Below are 22398 nucleotides of genomic sequence, written 5' to 3' on the forward strand. Positions count from 1 at the left end.
TCACACCACTGGCCCTCGGCATCGGGCCCGGGCAGGACCACGTCCTCCACCCGCATGGCTACGGCCTCCTCGGGCCGGGGCCGCAGTAGTGCAGCGTGGCGAAGAAGGCGTGGAGCCGCGGGCCACCGCGCGGTCGGTGCCGTATCCAGTCGAGGATCGCCGCCGCCTGCTTGCCATCGAGGCGCGTGTCGACGACGTGCAAGACCTGATCGACCTTCTCCGGGTCCTCCCAGGCCGAGACGAGCAGGGAGCTCCGCGCGACCCGCTTCTGAACAGTACGAACCAGCAGATTCACAGGCGTTGACTGGCCATCAGTTCCGCGGCGGTATCGTCAGGCTCAATCAGACATGGTCGGGTAGTCCGAGGAATCCGCGCTTCCCCGCTGTCGACCCCGCGCAGCTACCGAAAGAACCGCGATGCTTCACCGGCCTGCCTCTGCAGCCTCGGCCTCCACCCCTGTCCTCACCCGGCCGCCGGCCACACGTGGGCATTCCCGGGGTGGGTTGTGGGCCGTCATCGTGCTCTGGTGCCTTACGCGCCTGTGGCTTGTCCCCACTGCGTTGGGGGTCAACGCGTTCACGGGCCATGGCCGCCTCGACCCGTCCGTCGACAAGGTGTACCGCGGCTGGTACGAGGTTCTGAGCAACGGGTCCTTCCCTCTGCACGACGTCACCTGGCAGTACCCGCCGGGTGCGGCTCTGCCCGTCCTTGCCCCCGCGCTGGTCCCGGGTCTCGATTACGGACGCGCCTTCATCGCGCTGACCGCTCTCTGCGACATCCTCATCTTTGTCATGCTGCTCTGCGCGGCACGAGTGGCCGGACGCGGTCTCGCCGGTGCCTGGCTTTGGACCGTGGGGCTGGCAGCGCTCAGCACCATGCCCTGGAATCGTTTCGATCTGCTCGTCACTGGGTTGGCCATGGCCGCGCTCGTGGTGGCGTCCAACCAACGCGCTTGGTCCGACCGGGCATTCGGCGTGCTTGTTGCGCTGGGCTCGATGGTCAAGATCTGGCCGGTACTGCTCCTGATCGGCACTCGCAAGGGCCGCTGCACGCGAAGAGTCTGGGTTGCCGCCGCGCTCACCACGCTGGCGGTCACCGCTTCCCTCGCGTTCACCATGCCGAACGCCTTCTCCTTCCTCTCCGGCCAGAAGTCCCGCGGCATCCAGATCGAGTCCGTCGGAGCCTTGCCCTTTCATCTCGCCCGCCATCTCGGCTGGAGCGGAACCTGGGCGGCCAAGGATGGCTCGCACGAGTTCGTCGGACCGTACGTCGAGGGCGTCAGCCTCATCATGCAGGCACTGACCGTCCTGGCCTTTGGCTGGCTCTTGTACTGGCGCCAGCGCTCGGACCTCGGCATGTCCTACGCCCTGCCCGACGCCGCCCTGACGGCCACCCTCCTCTTCGTCGTCACAAGCCGCGTGATCAGCCCGCAATACATGGTGTGGCTGATCGGGCTGGCCGCCGTCTGCCTGCTGCGCCCCGACACCACCCAGCGCCCCGTCGCCTGCCTCCTGCTCGCGGCCTGTCTGCTCACGACCTTGGACTTCCCACTGCTCTACCGCGAACTCCGCGACGATGGTGCCCCTTTGGCCATCGCCAACCTGTACGCCCGCAACCTGCTGCTGGTCGCGGCGGCAGTGCTGTCGGGACTACGGCTGTGGCGCGCGACCGCGCTCCGGCCACCTTGGGGGATCGGATACACAGGTGCCGAAGGCCAACATCACAACGGGTGGCGGCGTGCGCCCGCCACGCCGGTGAAGGGTGGTGAATGACGCCTCCTTCTCAGCCCACTTGCTCGGCCAGGCCGACGATGATGCCCTCCGGGCCGCGGAGGTAGCAGAGCAGATAGCTGTCCTCGAACCGGGCGATCTCGCCGACGAGTTCGGCGCCGTGCGGGCGCAGGCGGGCAACGGTGTCCTCGATGTCGTCGACGGCGAACATGACACGGTGCGTGCCCAGCACGTTGTGCGGCCGATTGCGCGGCCCGTCGCTGATCACCGCGGGGCTGCGGTACTTCGCCAGCTCGAGCCGGCTGTGGCCGTCCGGGGTCCGGACCATCGCGATGTCGCAGCGGACGCCGTCGAGTCCGGTGCACTGGTCGGCGACGAGGCCCTCGACCTGCGCCCTGCCCTCCAGCTCCATACCGAGTTCCACGAAGAACGCGATGGCGGCATCCAAGTCCTCGACGACGATGCCTACGTTGTCCATCCGCTGGATCGCCATGATGGTTTCTCCTTCTTCCTCGTGCAGCCGGTGGTGGCCGCTGATGTCCCTGGGACGGAGCCGGTGGCACGTTCTCGACATCCGCAGACCGCCGAACTCAGGAACATCTGGATCGCGCCTCAGGCGCGATCCACCCGACTGTCCGCGACGGCCACGGTCGACGACCGGCAAGTCACCCAGCGCCTCCCCAAGGCCGAGCTCGGTGGCGCCGCGGGACTGAAGGTCCTGTTTGAAGAGCTCAGCCGTACGCTGCGTCGCCTTCTCGCCCCGGACGAGCTGCTGGAACAGGGCCGCGTCCGCGCGCACTTCGGCGGGAGTGGGCAGGCTGATGGCGTTGATGGCCGACTTGGCTGCGATCAGGGCGTCGCGGGGGAAACCGCCGATCCGCGCGGCGACGCCTGCCACGAAGTCGTCGAGTTCGGCGTCGGGGACCGCACGGTTGACCCATCCGTAGCGTTCGGCGAGGTCGGCGTCGAAGTCCGAGGAGGTCAGTACGGCTTCGAGCGCTCGGCCCCGGCCCAGCAAACGGGTGAGGTGCTGGATCGCGCCCGCGCCGGGAGGTGTTCCGATTCCCACCTCCGGCTGGCTGAGGATGGCGTTCTCCCGCGCGGCGAAGCGCATGTCGCAAGCCAGGAGGAACTCGCTGCCCGCTCCCCGGGCGCGGCCGCGCAGCTTGCCGATGGTGACGGCGGGGAGCAGGCTCAGCTTGCGGAACAGCATTCCCAGGGACGCGTCGCCCGGGCCTCCGGCCTTGGCTGCCTCCGCGGTGTACTCGGCGACTTTCGTCAGGTCGACGTGCGGGAAGAAGAAGTCGGCGTCCGCGCTGTCGAAGACCACCACGCGTGGGGCGGCCGGGTGGGACAGTTCGTCGAGCAGTGCGACCAGGTCCCGCACGACCTCGGGACCGATGAGGTTCATCGGCGGTGCGTCGAACGTGGCGGACAGGACGTTGCCGTCCAGCCTGGTGCCGATGGTTTCGTACGACGCGGTCATTCCGGCTTCCCCGGCCGTCCTCGCTCATCCTGCTCCGGTGGTCCACAGCAGACAACAACATATCGGGGCATTGCGGTCAGCACCGGTCACAGATCCGTGCCGCCGCTGACGTCGAGGTACTGGCCGGTGATCCAGCGAGCGGCGTCGGAGGCGAGGAACGCCACCACGTCCGCCACGTCGGCGGGCCGGCCGATCCGGTCGAAGACGGACCGTGCGGCCAGGGCGGCCCGCGCCTCGGGCGTCGTCCTGCGGCGGGCGTTCATGTCCGTCTCGATGAAACCGGGCCCGACCGTGTTGACGGTGATCCCGCGGCCACCGAGCTCCTTGGCCAGGCCCAGGGTCATCGTGTCCAGCGCGCCTTTGGACATGGCGTAGGCGAGGGATTCGGGGAAGGCGCGCTGTGAGGCGAGCGAGGAGACGTTGATGATGCGGCCGCCGTCCCGCATCCGCGGCAGCGCCTTCTGCACGAGGAAGAACGGCGCCTTGGCGTTGACGGCGATCATGCGGTCGAAGGTCTCGGGAGTGGCCTGACTCACCGGCCCCGAACCGCTCGTGCCCGCGTTGTTCACCAGGATGTCGAGCGAGCCTCCGGCGGCCGGCGCCGATGCATTTTCCTCCCTCTCGCCCTCCTCCCCCTCGTCCTCCTCCCACGCGCCGTACGCCCCGTACGCCTCCCGCTCCTTCCGCAACCCCGCGTCGAACGCCTCGAAGACGGCCCTGGCGTCCCCCGGCACCCCCAGCTCGACCCCGAGCGTGAAGGCGCGCCCGCCGTTGTGCCGTATCTCCTCCACGAGTTCCAGGGCGGCGGCCTCACTGCGGCCGTAGTGGACGCCGACCAGCGCCCCGTCCTGGGCGAGCCGCCCGGCGATGGCTCTGCCGATGCCCCGGCCGGCACCGGTGACCAGTGCGACCTTGCCTGTCAATGCGCATTCGATGTCCACGAAGTCCCTGCCCTTACCCGTCAGCGGTCCAGGAACCGCCGGTACCACGACGCGTGTTCCGCCATGCCCTGCGCGAAACCCACCCCGGGTTCCACCCCTGCGCCCGCCCAGAAACCGTCGTCCGCGAACCAGTGGTCCACGGCGAGCATGTCGAGGTGGTGCAGTGCGCGCGGCTGCCCGTCGAGGCGGGCCCGCGCCTCGTCGATGTCGACCGGTGCGCCCGGCAGATGCGGGGCGAGGCGGTCGGCCACCGTGCCCAGCAGTTCCGAACAGGCCACCGGCTCAGGGTGGTTGACGTGATGCACGCCGGCCAGGTCCCGGCCCGACAGGCCGGCGGCGACCACCGCGCGCCCCAACGCCCGTACGTCGACGACCGAGTGCCGGGCGGCGCCTCCCTTCAGCGCCGCCGACAGCAGCCCCATCAGGCCGACCAGGCCGGGCACCACCCATCGGTCACCGGCGCCGAGCACGAGGTGCGGGCGCAGTACGACACCACCCGCGTCCAGCACATACCGTTCGGCGGCGGCCCGGGCACGGCTGGTCGGCGAGGCCGGTGCGCGCGTCAACTCGCCCGGATGCGCGCCGGTGAAGGGCCCTCGGCCGTACACGGCGGCCGTACTGACGTAGACGACGCGGGAGACACCGGCGCGGGTCGCCTCCTCGACGAGGGCGCGGGTGCCGTGGTCGTTGACGGCCTCGGTGAGCCGTATGTCGTCGCCGATGTGGGAGGCGCAGTGCAGTACGACGTCGACGCCGTCGCAGGCACCCCGCAGCGATGTCGGATCGGCCAGGTCGGCCCGTACTACGTCCGTCGCGAGGTCGCCACACGGTGGCAGGCTCCCCGGGTCGCGCAGCAGGAGCCGGACCGGGGCCGATGTGTCGTGCTGCGACTCCCGGAGGGCGGTGACGACATGACCTCCGATGAAGCCGCTGCCTCCGGTGACGAGGATGCGTGGTGACAAGGTGGACCCCTCCCGTGTGGACACGACCGCGGACAACGGGTCCGCGCGCATGATCGCGTGCGTGATCAACGGTCGGTGACGGACCCACTGCCGGTCAATCCGCCCTCGCGCCACCCGTCGTAGAGTCGGTCCGTCGGTGCCCCGGCCATGGAGAGGAACCACCGTGCGGCTGCGCTGTGCTGTGCTCGACGACTTCCAGAACGTCGCGACCGAAGTCGCCGACTGGTCGCCGCTCGCGGACGACGTGGAGGTCGTCCAGTTCACGCGTCACTTCCCCGGCGAGGACGCCCTGGCCGAGGCTCTCGCCGGCTTCGACATCGTGGTCACCCTGCGCGAACGCGTCCCCTTCCCCGCGTCCCTGATCGCCCGGCTCCCCCGGTTGAAGCTGCTGATCGCCTCCGGCATGCGCAACACGGTCATCGACTACGCCGCCGCCGAGGCGCAGGGCGTCACCGTCTGCGGTACGGCGAGCTCCTCGACGCCGCCCGTCGAGCTCACCTGGGCCCTGCTGCTGGGCCTCGCCCGCGGCCTCGTCCAGGAGAGCAACGCCCTGCGCTCGGGCGGCCCCTGGCAGAACAGCGTCGGCGCCGACCTGCACGGCCGCCGGCTCGGCGTGCTCGGCCTGGGGAAGATCGGCAGCCGGGTGGCCCAGGTCGGCCTCGCCTTCGGGATGCACGTCAGCGCGTGGAGCCAGAACCTCACCAAGGAGTACGCGGACGAGGTGGGCGTCCACCTGGCCCCCTCCAAGGAGGCCCTGCTCGCCGACAGTGACTTCGTCTCCGTCCACCTCGCCCTGAGCGACCGCACCCGCGGCCTGGTCGGCCCCGCCGAGATCGCCCTGCTCAAGCGCACGGCGTATCTGATCAACACCTCACGTGCGGCGATCGTCGACCAGGACGCCCTGCTCGGCGCCCTGCACGAGGGCCGTATCGCGGGCGCCGGCGTCGACGTCTTCGACACCGAGCCCCTCCCTGCCGACCACCCGATGCGCACCGCGCCGCGCCTGCTCGCCACACCCCACCTGGGCTACGTCTCGCAGGCCAACTACGCGACGTACTACGGCCAGGCGGTCGAGGACATCCAGGCGTACCTGGCGGGTTCACCGGTACGACGGCTGCCCTGACGGCCGCGGTCAGGCGATGCCGGCCGCCGGGGTCCGCCCGGCCTCGGCCGGGCGCCGGTAGATTCCCTCGCTCCGGCACAGATGATGCAGGTCGACCAGGTAGCGCCGGAGCGTCACATGGTCGATGTCGTCGCTGTCCTCGCACCAGGCGCGCAGCTTGTCGTTGACGGTCCGCTCCGGGTACTCGACGCCCGGCTCGAAGGTCTGCTCGGCGATGTGCCGCAGCACGAGCTTCTTGCGGGTCCACCGCGCCGGCAGCCGGACCAGCCGCCCGTCCCGGACGAAGGTCCGCAGGACCATGTCGGTGGACCCGTCGCCGGAGGCCGGGCCCGTGGCGGCCCCGTTGCCGTTCTCCCGCCGCGCCGCCGCCCGCGCGTACTCCTTGAACAGGCCGTACGCCACGCCCAGTTCCCCGGCATCCCCGGCCGTCACCACGCCCTGCTCCCGCAGCCGTCGCAGCGACACGGCCGTCTCCTTCGCGGACAGCCCCGCCGCCAGGGCGACCTGCTCGGCGTCCGCCGCGCCCAGCGCCACGGCGGCGAAGGCCCGTACCCGGGTCTCTTCGGCGAACAGTCGGACCAGTTGTTCCGTCGGATCGGTTGCCATGCCCGGAGGCTAGTGGACACGGGCCGCGGGGCAGAGCGATTTTCGGCGGGCCAGGATGTCAGGCATACCTGTAGATCTCAGACACGTCCTCCAGCTCGTCCGGGGTCACGTCCCAGGGCGGCAGCCGTTCGTCCCGGGCGACGATCCGGCGGTACTGCACGCTGTCCCGGCCGGGCGGCTTCGCCGGCAGATAGCGGTGCTTGCGGTGGCGGCGCTGCCAGCGCTGCCACTGCATGTCCACGAAGGCGTGGTGCAGCCAGAAGACGGGGTCGTTGACGGACGCGCCGCCGAGCATCGCGCCCCCGACCCAGCGGTGCACCCGGTTGTGGTTGCGCCAGGAGTCCCTGCCGCTGCCCCACCCCTCCAGCTTGTTGCGGAAGCCCTTGGTGACCGTCGAGTCCCAGGGGGCGACGTCGTAGACCGGGTCGTCGAGGGCCTGCTTCAGGTCGGCCTTGGTGGGCAGGGCCATCGGGCTGCGGGAGCGGCCCAGGTCCCGGGTGAGGAAGTCGCCGTCGGTGACGCTCGCCCGGATGGTCCAGTTCCCGGTCCGGTAGGCGAACGGCCCGGTCATCACCTGCCGGTCGCCGGGCCGCCCGTTGCCGCCGAGCAGTTCGACGGTCCACGGCGGCGAGGTGGTCCTGCGGTCCCGGGTCCAGTCCCAGTACGGCACGGTCACCGAGGAGTCGACACGCCGCAATGCGTTCTCCAGGTCCAGCACGAACCTGCGGTGCCAGGGCAGGAAGGAGGGCGCCATGTGAGCGGCGCGCAGACCCCGGTGGCCGTCCCCGACGAAGTGCGCGATGTGCAGCCGTACGAACTCGTCGTACTCGCCGCGCCGTTTGATCTCAAGCAACGCCTCGACGAACCGCCGCCGCTCGGTCCGCGTCAGCTTGGTGACGTTCTTACGCACGTACGCCATGCTGCGCCTCCCTGTGCGGATGCCCGCCGCCGAACGGCCCGGGAGCCAGGTCACGCAGTCGCCCGCCGGACCCGAGTTCGTCGACGGCCGCGCGGGTTGCCTCCAGCGGGGTCCGGTACCAGCCGTAGTGGTCGACCATGCTCAGCCAGGTGCCGTCGGCACGGCGCATCAGGTGCAGCGGCCGGCCGTCCACGGTGACGTCCCAGGCGACGTCGAGGGCGGTGAGACCGCCGAGCGACATGGGGGCGCCCTTGATACGGCGGCCGCGGTAGGTCTCGTCGAAGGCGGTGTCGGTGTCCGGAGGTCGCTCCGCGGACCGGGAGGGCCGGGAGGCGGTGACGACCGGGGTGAGCGCCACCGCGGCGGAGGCGAACAGCAGCCGCCCCAACTCCCGCCGTGTCCGCCGCTCCGGCCCGCTGCTCACCGCGGTGCCCGCCCCCTGTACCGCACCCACCGAGACCCCGTCTGCGCTGACGGCCATCGCTCACTCCTCGTACGGTTCGGCTGTTCGTACGAGTAACCGCGCAGGTCGCTCCGCGGTCACCACCGAAGCGCCCGTACGGTGCAATGGTCAGCTCGTCCAGAAGTCCCACCAGCGGGTCAGGATCAGCATTCCGACGATGCCGATGTGCAGCACCGGAAGCACCCAGGTGAACTCGGCGAAGAAGACCTTCACCGGGCCCGGCGCGGGCAGGAAGCCGTTGCGCACGGTGAAGGACATGACGTACCAGAACAGCGGGATCGTCGCGAGCCAGGCCAGACAGCACCACAGGCACAGGGCGTTGATCCGGTACAGGGACTCGAACTGCAGCCAGGAGACGAACCCGATCCCGAAGAGACAGCCGGCCGCGAAGGTCAGCCAGTACCAACGCGGGAACGCCGCCCCGGCCAGCAAACTGACGCCGACGCAGATCACGACGGCGTAGGCCGCCAGGCCCAGCATCGGGTTGGGGAACCCGAAGGCCTCGGCCTGGTCGCTCTCCATCACGCTGCCGCAGGACAGGACGGGGTTCAGGCTGCAGCCCGGCGTGAAGTTCGGGTCCTCCAGCAGCTTGAACTTGTCGAGGGTGATGACCCAGGAGGCCAGCAGCCCGGCCGCCCCGGTGAGCACCATCAGCAGGGCGAACGCCCGGCTGCCGCCGGCGGTCCGGCGCATCGGCCGCGCAGAGGCGCTTGAGTCAGGGGCCACCGCGTGACCTTATCGACGGCCCGCGCGGCGTTCCGGCGCACGCTCACCCGACCGGCCGACACCGCGGGGGGGGCGTCCGCCCGAACGAGGGACGGGGACCGCTTCTCGATGTCGTAAGCGGTGGGCGGTGATCAGCGGTAGACGCGGAGGTAGTCGACGTCGAAGGTGATCGGGGCCGGGTCACAGGGGGCCGTGTGGTACTGGCCGGCGCACAGGGACAGGTTGAGGATCGGATACGCCGACCAGCCGGGGCCGACGCCGGTGCCGTCGGCGAAGACGCGGACGCCGTTGACGTACCACTCGACGCAGGTCGCGCCGAGGGCGGTGCCGATGGTCACCCACCGGCCGGGGCCGATCGCGTCGGCGTCGGTGTGGTACGTCGCGGCGTGGTGGACGTGGTTGGACAGCTCCAGCAGGTGCGGGTTGTCCGAGTGGTACTCGAAGCAGTCGACCTCGTTCTCGCCGTCCTTCCAGGTCCACAGCGCCGGCCAGGCGCCGGTTCCGCGGGGCAGTCTGACGCGGGTCTCCATGTAGTCCCCGGCCCGCACCCGGAACTCCTCGGCGGAGTACTCGGTGGTGAGCAGGCCGGTGTGCCAGGCCTGTCGGCCGTTTTCCAGGGTGCGGCGGGCCGGTGTGGCGGTGAAGGTGGCCACGCCGTTCGAGACGGTCACGGCGCTGGGGGTGAGCCAGTCGAGCTTGTTGTCGTCGGGGTTGTGATCGCAGTAGCGGTAGGCGCTCGATCTGTCGCCGGTCCATCTGGCGCCCCAGGCGACCGGAGCAGTGAATTCCTCCGCCCAGATGAGCGACCTGCCCAGGGCCGCGGCCGGCGTGAAAACGTGGCTGTCGGTGGTCATGGCGGCGAGGGTAGGCCGCGGGACGTCGCGGACCGGACCGGCTCGACGAAGGTTCCGTTCGACAATTCCGAACTTCATCTTTCTGATCGCGCAGGCGGCCCAACCTGGCCGTACTCACCATACGATGAATTGATTCGCCGACCAGATGTCAATCCATCAGAATCCCGTTGCTCATTCCATTCTTCACTTCACCGACTTTCATGCGTATGGAGTAACGCGTCGCTTTTGAAGTGCTGTTGGACTGCTATGTTCTCCAACCGTCGGATCAGAGGTACTTTCAAGCGAGGTGAATGATGAAGAAGGCAGTTTTCACCACTGCGGCTTTGGCCATCGGTGCGGGTCTTGTGGGTGGCTCGGCCGCCGCGGCGGTGGCCGCCGGAGGATCGGGAAGCCCTGCCGGGCCACTCGGTCTCATGTCCCCGACCAAGGTGACGCCGGCAGTGGTGCCCGCGGCCGACGCCGTGGCGCGACTGGCCAGTGACGGCGGGATCGCCAAGGGCAGCGCGTTCGACAAGAAGAAGTCGGGGGCCATGTCCGGCGTTTACCTCGACGGTATGGACCCGGACGCCGCCAAGCGGCCCACGATTCCGGTGAAGAACCCGGCCGGTAGCGGTACCGTCCAGGTCCGCCCGCTGCAGGCCCCGACCGCCTCCGGGCTCGGCACCTTGCTCCCCAAAAAGTGACGACCCGGCAACCTTACGAGTCGCCCGTACCGGCGAAAGCCGGCCCCGGAATTCTGAGACTCTGATCCGGTTCTCGACAGCCGGAGGCCTTCCGCAGCCCGGACGCTCAGTCCGGACCGCAGCTCCCTCTCCGCACCCGGCGGGCCCGCAAGCCCCCTGGCACACGCGAACCAAGCGTCCCGGCCCACCGGCCCACACCCTGCCGGTGGGCCGGACGCATGTCGGCACCCCGTTCCGGACGGCGCCATTCGGCAAACGATCCGGGGCATTTCATGGAAGACCTCACGGATTCCCACTCGACTCCCGGCCGGCACTCGACATTGCGCCATCCGATGGAATCTAGCCGCGTTTGAATGTTCCCACCGTGACTTAGGCGTGCATATACGGGTTTCCTTTTCGTAAGCGTGCGCAACCGTGAATTCAGGAAGGAACCAAGTGCCCAAGAAGTTCGCGGTCATCACGGCCCTCGCCCTCAGCACCGTCGTCGGCAGCGCCGGCATTGCCTCGGCCGGCGGCTACCCGAGCAGCAACGGCGACACCACCACCGTCAAGGGCGGTAGCGGTTTCTCGTCGTCCCCGGTCGTCGTGAACGAGCCCCAGCAAGGCGTTCTCATCGCCAACGGCACCGTCGTCGACCTTCGCTGCGCCGTGCCGTGGTCCAACGGAGCCGTCCTCGCCGCCACGATCGCGCCGAACTCGAAGTACGTCGGCTGCAACACCGGCAAGATCGAGCAGGCCCGCAACTCCGTCCACAAGGGCGGCCTGCTGTTCTGACCCCTGCTCCGAGCAATTCGCAGCAGGTAAACACCAAGCGCAGCCCGGAAAGGCTCAGCTCATGCTTAACAAGGTTACGGCCATTTCCGCCCTCGCCGCGGGCATCGCCCTCGCGACCGGCGGCACCGCCGCGGCCGACAGCAACACCACCACGGTCAAGGGCGGCACCGGTTTCTCGTCGTCCCCGGTCGTCGTCAACGCGCCGCAGCAGGGTGTGCTCATCGTCAATGGCACCCTCGTCGACGCTCGCTGCGCCGTGCCGTGGTCCAACGGAGCCGTCCTCGCCGCCACGATCGCGCCGAACTCGAAGTACGTCGGCTGCAACACCGGCGAGATCCAGCAGGGCCGCTACGAGATTCACAACGGCGGCCTGCTGTTCTGACCCCTGCCGCGAACCATTCGCAGCAGGTAATCCTCAACGCAGCCCGGAAAGGCTCAATCATGCGTAACAAGGTTACGGCCATTTCCGCCATCGCCGCGGGCATCGTCCTCGCGACCGGCGGCACTGCGGCGGCCGACACTGACACCACCACCGTCAAGGGCGGTAGCGGCTTCTCGTCGTCCCCGGTCGTCGTCAACGACCCGCAGCAGGGTCTTGCCATCGTCAACGGCACCCTGATCGACGGTCGCTGCATCGCCCCGTGGTCGAACGGCGCCGTCCTCGCCGCGACGATCGCGCCGAACTCGAAGTACGTCGGCTGCAACACCGGCAAGGTCGAGCAGGCCCGCAACTCCGCGCACGTCGGCGGCTTCCTGTTCTGATCAGTGCTTCATCCATGGCGGTCCGCCGGTGAACCGGCGGGCCGCCATCGGCTTGCCCGCACCCTTTCCGGTCCGAAAAACTTCCGGTCCAAGACCGTGGGCCCTGTCTGCTTCAGCGTGCAGACAGGGCCCACGGTCAAGGAGCGCCGGCAAGGAGGAAAGAGCGCCCATTCAATGGGTCCAACGGAGTTGCTCCGCCTCCGGTCACCCTGAATCGTCCGTTCGGCCCAATGGGCAATTGCATTCCCGGTGTACACGCCGAAGGGCCGGCTCCGAGTGCGGAGCCGGCCCTTCGGCGTAAAGGAACGAATGGTCTACCTTATGCCTACCGGAGCGGAAGTCCACCGAGCAGCTGTCCGTCGACGGGGTTGGGCAGGGCGCCGCCGATGACGGGGGTCTTCACGACGCCCTGCGACTTCATGCCCTTCTTGACCTTGTCCGCCGTGCGCTTCACGTTGTTCCCGACGTAGCCCGTCGGCACCTTGGCGGCCGAGGGGAGGCTGCGGGCGACCGTCTTCCCGTTGTCGACGAGGCCCTGCGCCGGCATGTTCACCGCGGAGGCGGCGGGCACCGTGGCACCGGCGATGGCGAGGGAGCCGACGACGACGGCAGCAGCCTTCAGGTTCTTCATCATGTTCCTTTCCAGGAAAATCATCTTCGCTAACTCGCGTTCTCCTCGGCTAACGATGGCTACGCCGCTCTGGAAACTCTGCCGCCGCCAAGTTCCGGGAACTCATACGAGAAGACCGATCGGTGGCCGTCACGCAACCGCAGCGGGTCCGAATGGGTGATCCCCTGCGAGAAACAACTCCGAAAACGTCATCATTCCAACACACTTGACCGCTTCTCAGATAAGTATGGATAAGTGGCTGGTGTTGCTCGTCTCTTTGGTCCAGTAAGCCACACGTCGTGTCGCTGGTTCGGACTCTTTTCCTCGGAAGGGCAGCCTCGGTCATGCGCATTACGCCGCACATCCTGCATGTGGCCCAGCCCGTCGAGGGCGGTGTCGCGCGGGTCGTGACGGACCTGGTGGCGGCTCAACTGGCCGCGGGGCTGCGGGTGACCGTGGCCTGTCCGCCGGGCGGCACCCTGACCGACGCCCTGCGCACGCTGGGCTGCACGGTGCTCCGCTGGGACGCGACGCGCTCGCCGGGGCACCGACTCCCGGCCGAGGTACGGCAGTTGGCCCGGCTGTGCCGCGACGTGCGGCCCGACCTGGTGCACGCGCACAGCGCGAAGGCAGGGCTCGCGGCCCGGCTCGCGGTGCGCGGCGCTCTGCCGACCGTATTCCAGCCGCACGCCTGGTCGTTCGAGGCCGCGGAGGGACTCGTCGCGCGGGTGGCGCTGGACTGGGAGCGGTTCGGGGCGCGTTGGGCGGCACGTGTGCTGTGCGTGAGCGAGGCCGAGCGGCTCACCGGAGTGCGGGCCGGCATCACCGCCCCGTGGCGGGTGGTCCCCAACGGGGTCGACACCCACAGGTTCCGGCCGGAGGGAGACAGCGCACGGTCCGGGGCCGGCCCGCTGGTCGTGTGCGTGGGCCGGCTGTGCCGTCAGAAAGGGCAGGACGTGCTCCTGGCGGCCTGGCCCGAGGTGGTACGCCAAGTGGCCGGCGCGCGGCTGGTGCTGGTCGGCGACGGCCCGGACGCGGACCGGCTGCGTGCCGGTGCGCCCGCGTCGGTGGAGTTCGCCGGCACGACGACCGACACCGCGCAGTGGTACCGGGCCGCCGACGTCGTGGTCCTGCCGTCGCGCTGGGAGGGCATGGCGCTCGCTCCGCTGGAGGCCATGGCGTGTGCCCGGCCGGTCGTCGTCACGGACGTGGACGGAGCGGGCGAGAGCCTTCCGCCCGGCCATCTGCCGTCCTGCCTGGTGCCGCCGGACGACCCGGCCGCACTGGCACGGGCGCTCACCGCGCTGCTGCTCGACGAGCCGCTGCGCGCGGCTCTGGGCGCCCAGGGCCGCGCGCATGTGCTCGCCGGCCACGATCTGCGGCACGCCACGGACGCCGTGAGCGACGTCTACCGCGAGCTGCTCGACCTCGTCACCGCGCAGGTCGTCGGACCCAACGAGGGCAGGAAGTGCATCACCACATGACCGCGGACAGCACCGTTGCCTCACCGGGGCAGCAGCGGGCGCCCGAGGGCGCCGTCACCGTCCTTGCCCCGCGCGGCTTTTCCGCCGGACGCCGGGGGCCCGCCGGACGGGAAGCCCGGAGTCCGCGCCGGACCTCCCGGGTGTCCCTGGGGTTCGCCGACGGCGGGGGCGTCCTGCTGGGGGCGCTGGTCCTGCCCGTATCCCACAGGTACCCGCTGGTCATCGCTCTGCTCGCCCTCGGTGTGGTCGTGCTGAACCGGCGGGCCGCGCTGTACGACGCCCTCGTCGTCCCCGGCGCGCTCGACGAACTGCCCGCCGTCTGCGGCCGGATCGCCGTCGGCTGGGCGGCCGTCGTCGCGCTCTCCCCGCTGCGCTCGCTCGCGCCGGCCGTGCTGGTCACCGCCGTCGTCGTGCACTGCGCGGCAGCCTGTGCGGGCCGGGCGGCGGTGCACGCGTTCCGGCGCCGGGCACTGGTGCGCCGGCCCTCCCCCGCTCTGGTGGTCGGCCCCGTCGCGACGGCCCGGCGGGTCTCCGCCGCGCTGCTGCGCCAACCCGGCTGCGGAGTACGGCCGGTGGGTCTCGTCGCCGACGACCCGGAGTTCCTCGACGAGACCGACGGCGAGCCCGGGCTGCCGGTGCTCACCACTGCCCTGGAGGCGCGCCGGGCGGCGATCCAGAACGGGGTGGAGGAGGTGCTCGTGGTGGGCGCCGGCACCCGGGAGGAGAAGGCCGCCGCGCTGCGGGCGCTGGCCGCGTACGGATGCGTGCTGTGGGAGCTCGACACGGACCCGGCGTCGTACGGACTGGGCGGACACCGCCCGGGGGCCAGGCAGTTGGCCGGGTTCTCGCGCAGGTTGCTGGGCCCGGGGCACGGGCCGCGGCGCGGGAGCGTGGGCAAGCGACTGCTCGACCTGGTGCTGTCGGGGGCGCTGCTAGTGCTGGCCGGACCGGTTCTGCTGGTGTGCGCGGTCGTGCTGCGGGTGATGGACGGTCCCGGCGTGGTGTTCCGGCAGGAGCGGATCGGCAAGGACGGACGGCCCTTCACGATGCTGAAGCTGCGCACCCACCGGCCCGCGAGCGACCACGAGGCGGCGACGCGCTGGAGCGTGGCGAACGAGCAGGACATGAGCACGTTCTGTCACTTCCTGCGCCGCACCTCGCTGGACGAGCTGCTGCAGCTGTGGAACGTGTTCCGCGGGGACATGAGCCTGGTCGGGCCCAGACCCGAACGGCCTTTCTTCGTGGCCAAGTTCAGCCAGGCCCATCCGGGCTATCCGGCCCGCCACCGGATGCGGACCGGCATCACCGGGCTCGCGCAGATCCACGGGCTGCGCGGGGACACCTCGATCGAGGACCGGTGCCGCTACGACAACGCCTACATCGACAACTGGTCGCTGTGGCAGGACGTCTGCATCCTGCTGCGCACGGCGGCTCAGTTCGTCCGGCCGACGGGGAGCTGAGCACCGGTGACCACTTCCGCGGCAACCTCGCCCGCGTTCGCGCTGCCTTGGCCGGCGCTCAGCCGGGTCCGGTCCGTCCTGCCCGTGCTGCCGGTCGTGGCGGTCGTCGTCCTGCTGGGGCTTCCCGTGACGCCGGGCGGGGCCGCGACGCCCGCCGACGCCGCCTCCGCACTGGCCGTGCTGTGTGCCGTCGTCCACGCCGTACGACAGGCACGGGCGCCGCTGACACGGACGGCCGCGGTGGTGTTCGGGCTGCCCGTGGTGGGCATCGCGGTCGCCGCGGCGGGGGCGGTGACCACCGGTGACGCGGTCGCCGGACTGGCGCGCTATCTGCAGGTGTTCGTGCTGGTCCCGCTCGCCGTGATGCTGCTGGTGCGCGACCGGCAGGGCGCCCGGCTGGTGCTGTGGTCGCTGCTCGGGCTCGCGCTGTGGCAGGGCGGGATCGGCGTGCGCCAGTACCTCACCGGGACCGGGGCGTCGTATCAGGGAGCCGACATCCGGGCGGTGGGCACGTTCGGGCCGTCCGACGTGATGGGGATGGCGACCGTCGTGTCGCTCGGGGTGGTGGCCGCGGTCGGGCTCGCCCTCGGGACGAAGGCGCGGCGGCAGCAGGTCCTGGCGACCGGGTGCGCGCTGGCGCTCCTTCTCCCGCTCGCGCTGTCCTTCAGCCGGGGAGCCTGGATCTCGACGGCGCTCACCTGCGGGGCGCTGCTGTTGCTGGCCGGGGTGCGGCGGGCGGCGAAGGTGTACGCGGCGGTGGCCGCGGTCTGCGTGGTGCTGGTGGGCGGGCTCGGTCTGGGCGCGTCGGCGCTGCAGGAGCGGCTGACCAGCATCACTCAGGTCGCCGACGCGCCGGACCAGTCGGTCGTCGACCGCTACACCATGTGGGCGGCGGCGGGCGACATGTGGAGCGGGCACCCGTTGACGGGCGTGGGGCTGAAGGCCTTTCCCGCGCACCGGGACGGCCACGCCTCGCTCGCGCTGTCGTCCGGCAGCGAGACAGGAGGCGCGGGCCAGGCCTACCGACGCCAGCCGCTGCTCTCCCCGCACAACATGTACCTGCTGATCCTCAGCGAACAGGGGCTGCTCGGCCTGCTCACGGTCGCGGGCAGCTGGCTGGCCCTGCTGCTGTACGCGCTGCGCCGCCTGCGCCGCACCCTTCGCGCCCGCGACTGCGCACTCCCGGCCTGCGGCCTGCTGCTCTGGCAGCTCGTCAACTTCCTGTACGCCGACATCGGCGGCCCCGCGACCATCCTGACGGGGGTCTGCCTGGGCCTCGCGGCGTGGTGGGCCCTGGCACGGGACGGGGCGCCGACAGCGGAAGCGGGCCCGCGATGACCGTCCACCCGACGACGACCGGGGGCGCGCCCGACCGCGCGCCCGACGCCGAGGGCGCGCTTGCTTCGGACGGCCGCCTCGCCGACTCCACCGGCATCAGCGATCCTCCACCCGCACTGACCGCGCCCGCCACCGACCCCGGGGTCAGTGCTCCCTCGGGGCGGTTTCTCGCCGGGGCGACCTTGTTGTCGGCCGGGCTGGCGATGGCCGCGGCGCTTCTGGGGCTCGGGCGGGATCAGGCGCTTGCGCATCTGTTCGGTGCCGGGGCGGAGACCGACGCGTTTCTGGTGGCGTGGACGCTGCCGGAGATGGCGTCGACGCTGCTGATCGAGGACGGCATGGCGTTCGTGCTGGTGCCGGCGTTCAGCATGGCGCTGGCGCGGCGGGCGCACGGGATCGGTGAGCCCGACCCCGTGCGGGCCCTGATCGCCGCCTCGTTGCCGCGGCTGTGCCTCGTCCTCGCGGGTACGGCCGCCGCGCTCGCGGCCGGGGCGCCGCTGCTGGTCTCCGTCCTCGCGCCCGGCCTGCCCGACCCGACCCTGGCCGTGTCCTGCACCCGGCTGACCGCGACCTGCGTCCTGAGCTTCGGGCTCGCCGGGTACTGCAGTGCGGCGCTGCGGGCCCACCGCAACTACCTCGCGCCGGGCGCGATCTACATCGCCTACAACATCGCGATCATCACCACGATGCTCGTCATCGGCGAGAGCTGGGGGGTACGGTCCGCCGCGCTCGGTGTCGCGATCGGCGGGTGCCTCATGGCCGTCGTACAGGCGCCGTCCCTGTGGCGGCGGGTCGCCGGGCGGGACGAGCGTTCCGCGACCGTGTCCGGGGCCGAGTACGGCGAGGAGCGTGGCCGGTCGATCGTGCCGGCCCTCGTCTGTGCCGTCCTGCTCTTCGCGCTGTGCCGGCAGTCGCAGGTGCTCATCGAGCGGTACTTCGCCTCCGGGCTGCCCGCCGGTGCCATCTCGCACCTCAACTACGCCCAGAAGATCGCCCAGTTGCCGATGTCGCTGTCGATGATGGTGTGCGTCGTCACCTTCCCGGTGGTGGCGCGGGCCATCGCCGAGGGCGACACGCGGCGGGCCGGTGACCGGGTCGAGCGGGACCTGGCGCTGATGGCCTGCATCGTGCTGCTCGGCGCCGCCGTGGTCGTGGCCTGCGCGCCGCAGATCGTCCAACTGCTGTTCCAGCGCGGCGCGTTCACGGCGCAGGACACCGCCGCGACCGCCGCCGTCATGCGGGTGTACGCGATCGGACTGCTCGGGCACACGCTGGTGGGGGCGCTGGTGCGGTCGTACTTCTCGACCGGCCGGATCACCTGGTTCCCGCTGGCCGCGATGGGCGCGGGCGCGCTGGTCACCGCCGTCCTCGGCGCCTGGGCCGTGGACCCGTGGGGTGCGCGCGGCATCGCGGCGGCCAACGCCGCCGGCATCAGCCTCACCGCGCTGCTCCTGCTGCACGGGCTGGGGCCCCGCGCCGTGCCGGTGCACGTGCGACGGGTCGTCGCCGAACTGGCCCGGCTGGTGTACGCGGCCGTGTGCGCGGGCGGGGCGGGACTGCTCTGCGCGGAGCTGTTCGACTCGCCCGCGGCGGCCGTCGCCGTCTGCTGCATGTGCGTGACCGTCGTGTTCCTGCTGCTGGCCCGGCTCCTCGACGCGGCCGGCGTCCGGTCCCTCCTGCTTCCCGTCACGCACATCGTCCGTAGCTCCGTCACACGAAAGCCTCGCCATGGTCGCTGACATCTCCGCCGCGCCCCGCCCGGACGCACCCGACACCGAAACAGCCGTGGGGGGACGCCCGAGACGGCGTGCCGCCGCCTGGGTGGCCATGTACCACTCGGTCTCGGACTGCCCGGACGACCCGTACAACATCACCGTCACACCGGAGCGACTGGACAGACAGCTCGCCTGGCTGGCCGGCCGCGGCCTGCGCGGGGTGAGCGTGCGTGAGCTGCTCGCGGCGCGCGCCCGGGGCACGGAGCGCGGTCTGGTGGGGCTCACTTTCGACGACGGGTACACCGACTTCGTCACCACCGCCATGCCGTTGCTGCGCCGCAGGGGCTTCACCGCCACCGTGTTCGTGCTGTCCGGGCTGCTCGGCGGCGAGAACAGCTGGGAGCGCACCGGTCCTCGCAAGCCGCTGCTCGACGTGGACGACATCCAACACGCCGCCGCAGCCGGCATGGAGATCGCCTCGCACGGCCTGACCCACGTCGATCTGACCATGGCGACGGACCAGGTGCTGCACACCGAGGTCAACGACAGCAGGCACCGGCTCGCCGCCATCACCGGCGGGGACGTAGAGGGCTTCTGCTACCCGTACGGCTTCCTCGACCAGCGTGCCGCCGACGCCGTGCGCCGGGCCGGCTACCGCTACGCCTGCGCCATCGCCCCCGGCCCGGCCGGCTCCGGCGACTTCGCGCTGCCCCGCATCCACATGGGGCAGGCGGACACCCCGGTGCGGCTGGAGCTGAAGCGACGGCTGGCCCGGATCCACGGCCGTGCTCTGGGGGCCGTGTGAGGGCCCTGCACGTCATCACCGGCCTCGGCGTGGGCGGAGCGGAGCAGCAGCTGCGTCTGCTGCTGCGGCATCTCCCCGCGCAGTGCGACGTGGTGGCACTGACCAACCCCGGGCCGGTCGCCGCCGGTCTGGCCGCCGACGGGGTCCGCGTCACCCACCTCGGGATGGACGGCAACCGCGACCTCGGCGCGCTGCCGCGCCTCGCCCGGCTGATCCGCGCCGGGCGCTACGACCTGGTGCACACCCACCTGTACCGGGCCTGTCTGTACGGCCGGATCGCGGCGCGGCTCGCGGGAGTCGGGACCGTCGTGGCCACCGAGCACTCGATCGGCGACACCCGCCTGGAGGGCCGCCCGCTGACCACCGGCGTCCGCGCGCTGTACCTGGCGGGCGAGCGCCTCGGCCACACCACCGTGGCCGTCTCGCCGACGGTGGCCGAACGACTGCGGGACTGGGGCGTGCCCGGGCCGCGCATCCGGGTCATCCCGAACGGCATCGACGCGCCCCGGTTCCGCTACGACGAGGTGCGCCGCAAGGAGGCCCGGGCGTTCCACGGGCTGCCGCCGGACGCGTACGTCGTCGGCGGGGTGGGGCGCCTGACGCCGGGCAAGCGCTTCGATCTGCTCGTGCAGGCGCTGCCCCAACTGCCCGGGGACGTAAGACTGTTGCTGGTCGGTGGCGGCCCCGAGGAGGCGGCGCTGCTGCGTACCGCGCGGGCGCTGGGCGTCGTGGACCGGGTGGTGCTGGCGGGCGAGCGGCCGTATCTGCCCGGCCCCGGCGACGAGGCGCCCGGACTGGTCGCCCTGCTGTCCGCCATGGATGTGCTCGCCTCGCCGTCGCCGCAGGAGTCGTTCGGCCTGGCCGTGGTGGAGGCGCTGGCGGCCGGACTGACCGTGCTGTACGCGAGCTGCCCCGCCGTCGAGGACCTGCCGCCGGACGCGGCACCCGGTGCCCGGCGCGTCCGGGGCGGTGCCGACGCGTACGCGCGGGAACTGCTGCGGCTGCGGTCGGCGGGAACGCCCGAGCGGACCGTCCCGGACGTGGTCCACCGCTACGACATCGAGCGCACCGCACGCCAACTGATGGATCTGTACACGGACGCTCTGTCCGGCTCGAACCTGGAAGTGAGTTCCTCATGACTGACAACCCCGAAGAGGGTGCCCGGCCCTTCGACCGCACGCGCGCACGCGTGACACGGCTGTCCTCGTGGTGGTGGCTGCCGGCCGCCGCGCTGCTCGGTGCCGCGGCAGGTGGCGCCTACGGCCAGCTCAGGCCGCCGCAGTACACGGCCACGAGCTCCGTCGTCGCCGTGCCGAACGGCACCACCGAGGCCGACTGCACCGACGCGCTCGGCTTCGCGCAGGCGTACGGCCGCGTGGCCACCCAGCTCGCGGTGCTCTCGGACGCGCAGATGTGGGCGGGCGTACCCGTCTCGACGCTGCGCGAGAACGTGGAGGTGGCGACCTCGCCGGACGCGCCGATGGTCGCGATCTCGGCGACCTCGTCGAAGCCCGGTCAGGCCGTCGACATCGCCAACGCCGTGTCCCGCGCACTGATCACCGAGGCGGACCACACCAAGGCCCGCACCGGCATCCGGCTGGAGCGCCTCTCCCGTGCGCTGAAGCCCACCGATCCGTCGTCCGCGTCACCGGCGCTGACGTCCCTCGTGGGCGCGAGCGCCGGAGGCCTGCTGGGCGGCCTCGCCCTGCTGGCCCGGCCGCGGCGGACGCCGGACGGCGACGACGACGACCGCAGCCGTGCCTCCGTCCCCGGCCCGGCCGGTGCCGCCGACGCGCGCGGGACGCTTGGGTGAGCGGGCACGGGCGCGCGCTGTCGGTGGACGTCTGCACCGACGAGCGCGCCTTCGGAGAGCTGGCCAAGGACTGGGAACGACTGCGCGAGGCATGCCCGTCCGCGACGGCGTTCCAGAGCCACGCCTGGCTGCACTCGTGGTGGCTGTCGTACGGCAGACCGGGCCGGCTGCGGGTCGTCCTCGTCCGCCGGCACGGTGAACTGGTCGCGGCGGCCCCGCTGATGCGGGTGCACCGCCCGCTGCCGGCGCTGGTGCCGATCGGCGGCACCATCACCGACTTCTGCGATGTGCTCATCGACGAGGAGGAGGCCGCATGGGGCGCCGGGGCACTGGCCGACGCCCTGGCCGGTCCGGCGCGCACCGCCCTGATCGACTTCGGTGAGGTGCGGCCGGGCGGAGCGATGGAGCGGGTCTACCTGTGCTGGCGCGGCCCGCGGCACCGGATGAGCGACTCCGTGTGCCTGGACCTGCCCGCCGTCCCCATGACCGAGCTGATCGGGCGGCTGCCGACGGGGCGTGCGCGGCGGATCCGCAGCAAGGTGAACCAGTTCACCCGGCTCGGCATCGAATGGCGCGTCGCGCGCCACGACGAGACCGAGGCCGCGCTGCGCCGGCTCCTCGAACTGCACCGCAAGCAATGGCAGGGCAGACAGGTGACGTCGGAGCACCTGCGGCCGAGGTTCCTGGAGCACCTGGTCCGGGCGGCGGTCCCGATGGCCCGGTCCGGTGCCGCCGTGGCGACGGAGTTCCTGCTGGAGGGCACGGTCGTGGCGGTCAACCTGACGCTGCTCTCGGGCCGTCTGACGGGCATGTACATGTACGGCTTCGACCCGATGCTGCGGGAGCGCAGGGTGGACGTGGCGACGATGCTGCTGCACGCGTCCACCCGGGATCTGGAGCCGGGCGGGCAGGTCGCGTCCGACTCCGCGCGCACCCTGAGCCTGCTGCGCGGGGAGGAGCCGTACAAGTACCGCTGGTGTCCCGAGACGGTCGTCAACCAGCGGTTCCTGCTGGCCCGGCGCCGCACGGCCCCGCTGCTGGCGGCGGCCGTGGCCGAGGCGGCGACGCGGCGCCGGGCCAAGCGGCTCCTGCGGCGCGACGCCGCTCCGGCGGAGGCGGGTGGCGCCGCGGCCGGTTGAGGCGC

24 protein-coding genes and 1 pseudogene are annotated in these 22398 nt (G+C 71.4%); 14 read left to right on the top strand and 11 right to left on the bottom strand.

The features are described from left to right. Window positions 1-58: 58 nt before the first annotated feature. A complete protein-coding gene (locus ACZ7M7_RS05780) occupies window positions 59-295 on the bottom strand; it encodes a hypothetical protein (RefSeq protein ID WP_472113110.1) in 237 nt (78 codons plus the stop codon). A gap of 265 nt (window positions 296-560) precedes the next feature. Between ACZ7M7_RS05780 and ACZ7M7_RS05785 the strand changes: the two genes are divergently transcribed. Next, window positions 561-1772 carry a glycosyltransferase 87 family protein gene (locus tag ACZ7M7_RS05785; protein ID WP_472113113.1) on the top strand — a complete coding sequence of 404 codons (1212 nt, stop codon included), beginning with the start codon at window positions 561-563 and terminating at the stop codon, window positions 1770-1772. A 10-nt stretch (window positions 1773-1782) separates the two neighbouring features. Here the strand turns inward: ACZ7M7_RS05785 and ACZ7M7_RS05790 are convergent, their stop codons facing one another. The 4 genes and pseudogenes from ACZ7M7_RS05790 to ACZ7M7_RS05805 form a co-directional block, all read right to left on the bottom strand. Continuing rightward, window positions 1783-2223: a VOC family protein gene (locus ACZ7M7_RS05790; protein ID WP_451173657.1), complete on the bottom strand. Its 441-nt coding sequence runs from the start codon at window positions 2221-2223 to the stop codon at window positions 1783-1785. A 270-nt stretch (window positions 2224-2493) separates the two neighbouring features. Beyond that, window positions 2494-3216, bottom strand: a pseudogene (locus ACZ7M7_RS05795) (enoyl-CoA hydratase/isomerase family protein); the annotation flags it as partial. An 86-nt stretch (window positions 3217-3302) separates the two neighbouring features. Further along, window positions 3303-4139, bottom strand: coding sequence for an SDR family NAD(P)-dependent oxidoreductase (locus tag ACZ7M7_RS05800; RefSeq protein WP_472113116.1), 837 nt, complete (start codon window positions 4137-4139; stop codon window positions 3303-3305). A 38-nt stretch (window positions 4140-4177) separates the two neighbouring features. Further along, on the bottom strand, window positions 4178-5119 hold the full coding sequence (locus tag ACZ7M7_RS05805) for an NAD-dependent epimerase/dehydratase family protein (RefSeq protein WP_472113119.1): 942 nt from the start codon (window positions 5117-5119) through the stop codon (window positions 4178-4180). Window positions 5120-5282: 163 nt separating this feature from the next. Between ACZ7M7_RS05805 and ACZ7M7_RS05810 the strand changes: the two genes are divergently transcribed. Next, entirely contained in the window at window positions 5283-6242 is a 960-nt protein-coding gene (locus tag ACZ7M7_RS05810; RefSeq protein WP_472113122.1) for a D-2-hydroxyacid dehydrogenase family protein, read from the top strand. Between the two features lie 9 nt (window positions 6243-6251). Here the strand turns inward: ACZ7M7_RS05810 and ACZ7M7_RS05815 are convergent, their stop codons facing one another. The 5 genes from ACZ7M7_RS05815 to ACZ7M7_RS05835 form a co-directional block, all read right to left on the bottom strand. After that, entirely contained in the window at window positions 6252-6848 is a 597-nt protein-coding gene (locus ACZ7M7_RS05815) for a DUF2087 domain-containing protein (RefSeq protein ID WP_472113125.1), read from the bottom strand. Between the two features lie 58 nt (window positions 6849-6906). Continuing rightward, window positions 6907-7767: a tyrosinase family protein gene (locus ACZ7M7_RS05820; protein WP_383614314.1), complete on the bottom strand. Its 861-nt coding sequence runs from the start codon at window positions 7765-7767 to the stop codon at window positions 6907-6909. Further along, on the bottom strand, window positions 7751-8248 hold the full coding sequence (locus ACZ7M7_RS05825; RefSeq protein WP_383614316.1) for a tyrosinase family oxidase copper chaperone: 498 nt from the start codon (window positions 8246-8248) through the stop codon (window positions 7751-7753). The genes ACZ7M7_RS05820 and ACZ7M7_RS05825 overlap by 17 nt, the downstream gene beginning before the upstream one ends. A 90-nt stretch (window positions 8249-8338) precedes the next feature. Then, window positions 8339-8923: a vitamin K epoxide reductase family protein gene (locus tag ACZ7M7_RS05830; protein ID WP_472113956.1), complete on the bottom strand. Its 585-nt coding sequence runs from the start codon at window positions 8921-8923 to the stop codon at window positions 8339-8341. A 164-nt stretch (window positions 8924-9087) separates the two neighbouring features. Further along, entirely contained in the window at window positions 9088-9810 is a 723-nt protein-coding gene (locus ACZ7M7_RS05835; protein ID WP_472113129.1) for a glycoside hydrolase family 16 protein, read from the bottom strand. Between the two features lie 413 nt (window positions 9811-10223). Between ACZ7M7_RS05835 and ACZ7M7_RS05840 the strand changes: the two genes are divergently transcribed. The 4 genes from ACZ7M7_RS05840 (at window position 10224) to ACZ7M7_RS05855 (ending at window position 12029) form a co-directional block, all read left to right on the top strand. After that, window positions 10224-10493 carry a hypothetical protein gene (locus tag ACZ7M7_RS05840; RefSeq protein WP_383614322.1) on the top strand — a complete coding sequence of 90 codons (270 nt, stop codon included), beginning with the start codon at window positions 10224-10226 and terminating at the stop codon, window positions 10491-10493. A 435-nt stretch (window positions 10494-10928) separates the two neighbouring features. Next, the gene (locus ACZ7M7_RS05845) at window positions 10929-11267 is read left to right on the top strand and encodes a hypothetical protein (protein WP_369271147.1); all 339 of its coding nucleotides are present in this window, start codon (window positions 10929-10931) and stop codon (window positions 11265-11267) included. 61 nt (window positions 11268-11328) lie between these two features. Then, window positions 11329-11649 (top strand): hypothetical protein, encoded by a 321-nt coding sequence (locus tag ACZ7M7_RS05850; RefSeq protein WP_383614325.1) that lies wholly within the window; start codon window positions 11329-11331, stop codon window positions 11647-11649. Window positions 11650-11708: 59 nt separating this feature from the next. Further along, window positions 11709-12029, top strand: a complete 321-nt coding sequence (locus ACZ7M7_RS05855; protein WP_369271149.1) for a hypothetical protein — start codon at window positions 11709-11711, stop codon at window positions 12027-12029. A 325-nt stretch (window positions 12030-12354) separates the two neighbouring features. Here the strand turns inward: ACZ7M7_RS05855 and ACZ7M7_RS05860 are convergent, their stop codons facing one another. Beyond that, a complete protein-coding gene (locus ACZ7M7_RS05860) occupies window positions 12355-12663 on the bottom strand; it encodes a hypothetical protein (RefSeq protein WP_383624883.1) in 309 nt (102 codons plus the stop codon). A 320-nt stretch (window positions 12664-12983) separates the two neighbouring features. On the opposite strand from ACZ7M7_RS05860, the gene ACZ7M7_RS05865 reads away from it, so the two are divergent. Genes ACZ7M7_RS05865 through ACZ7M7_RS05900 form a run of 8 tightly spaced genes read left to right on the top strand, consistent with a single transcriptional unit; the run spans window position 12984 to window position 22393 of the window. Next, window positions 12984-14123, top strand: a complete 1140-nt coding sequence (locus tag ACZ7M7_RS05865) for a glycosyltransferase (protein ID WP_383614331.1) — start codon at window positions 12984-12986, stop codon at window positions 14121-14123. Then, complete coding sequence (locus tag ACZ7M7_RS05870) at window positions 14120-15583, top strand: sugar transferase (protein ID WP_472113135.1); 1464 nt, start codon at window positions 14120-14122, stop codon at window positions 15581-15583. The genes ACZ7M7_RS05865 and ACZ7M7_RS05870 overlap by 4 nt, the downstream gene beginning before the upstream one ends. 6 nt (window positions 15584-15589) lie before the next feature. Next, entirely contained in the window at window positions 15590-16921 is a 1332-nt protein-coding gene (locus ACZ7M7_RS05875; RefSeq protein ID WP_472113138.1) for an O-antigen ligase family protein, read from the top strand. Beyond that, window positions 16918-18660 (top strand): lipid II flippase MurJ, encoded by a 1743-nt coding sequence (locus tag ACZ7M7_RS05880; protein ID WP_472113141.1) that lies wholly within the window; start codon window positions 16918-16920, stop codon window positions 18658-18660. The genes ACZ7M7_RS05875 and ACZ7M7_RS05880 overlap by 4 nt, the downstream gene beginning before the upstream one ends. Further along, window positions 18650-19441, top strand: coding sequence for a polysaccharide deacetylase family protein (locus tag ACZ7M7_RS05885; protein WP_383614340.1), 792 nt, complete (start codon window positions 18650-18652; stop codon window positions 19439-19441). The genes ACZ7M7_RS05880 and ACZ7M7_RS05885 overlap by 11 nt, the downstream gene beginning before the upstream one ends. Next, window positions 19438-20580, top strand: a complete 1143-nt coding sequence (locus ACZ7M7_RS05890) for a glycosyltransferase (RefSeq protein ID WP_472113144.1) — start codon at window positions 19438-19440, stop codon at window positions 20578-20580. The genes ACZ7M7_RS05885 and ACZ7M7_RS05890 overlap by 4 nt, the downstream gene beginning before the upstream one ends. Further along, window positions 20577-21254 (top strand): YveK family protein, encoded by a 678-nt coding sequence (locus tag ACZ7M7_RS05895; RefSeq protein ID WP_383614346.1) that lies wholly within the window; start codon window positions 20577-20579, stop codon window positions 21252-21254. Before ACZ7M7_RS05890 ends, ACZ7M7_RS05895 begins: the two co-directional genes overlap by 4 nt. Next, entirely contained in the window at window positions 21251-22393 is a 1143-nt protein-coding gene (locus ACZ7M7_RS05900) for a GNAT family N-acetyltransferase (RefSeq protein WP_383614349.1), read from the top strand. The genes ACZ7M7_RS05895 and ACZ7M7_RS05900 overlap by 4 nt, the downstream gene beginning before the upstream one ends. Window positions 22394-22398: the final 5 nt, after the last annotated feature.

This window comes from Streptomyces sp. NPDC111606 (assembly GCF_055656945.1).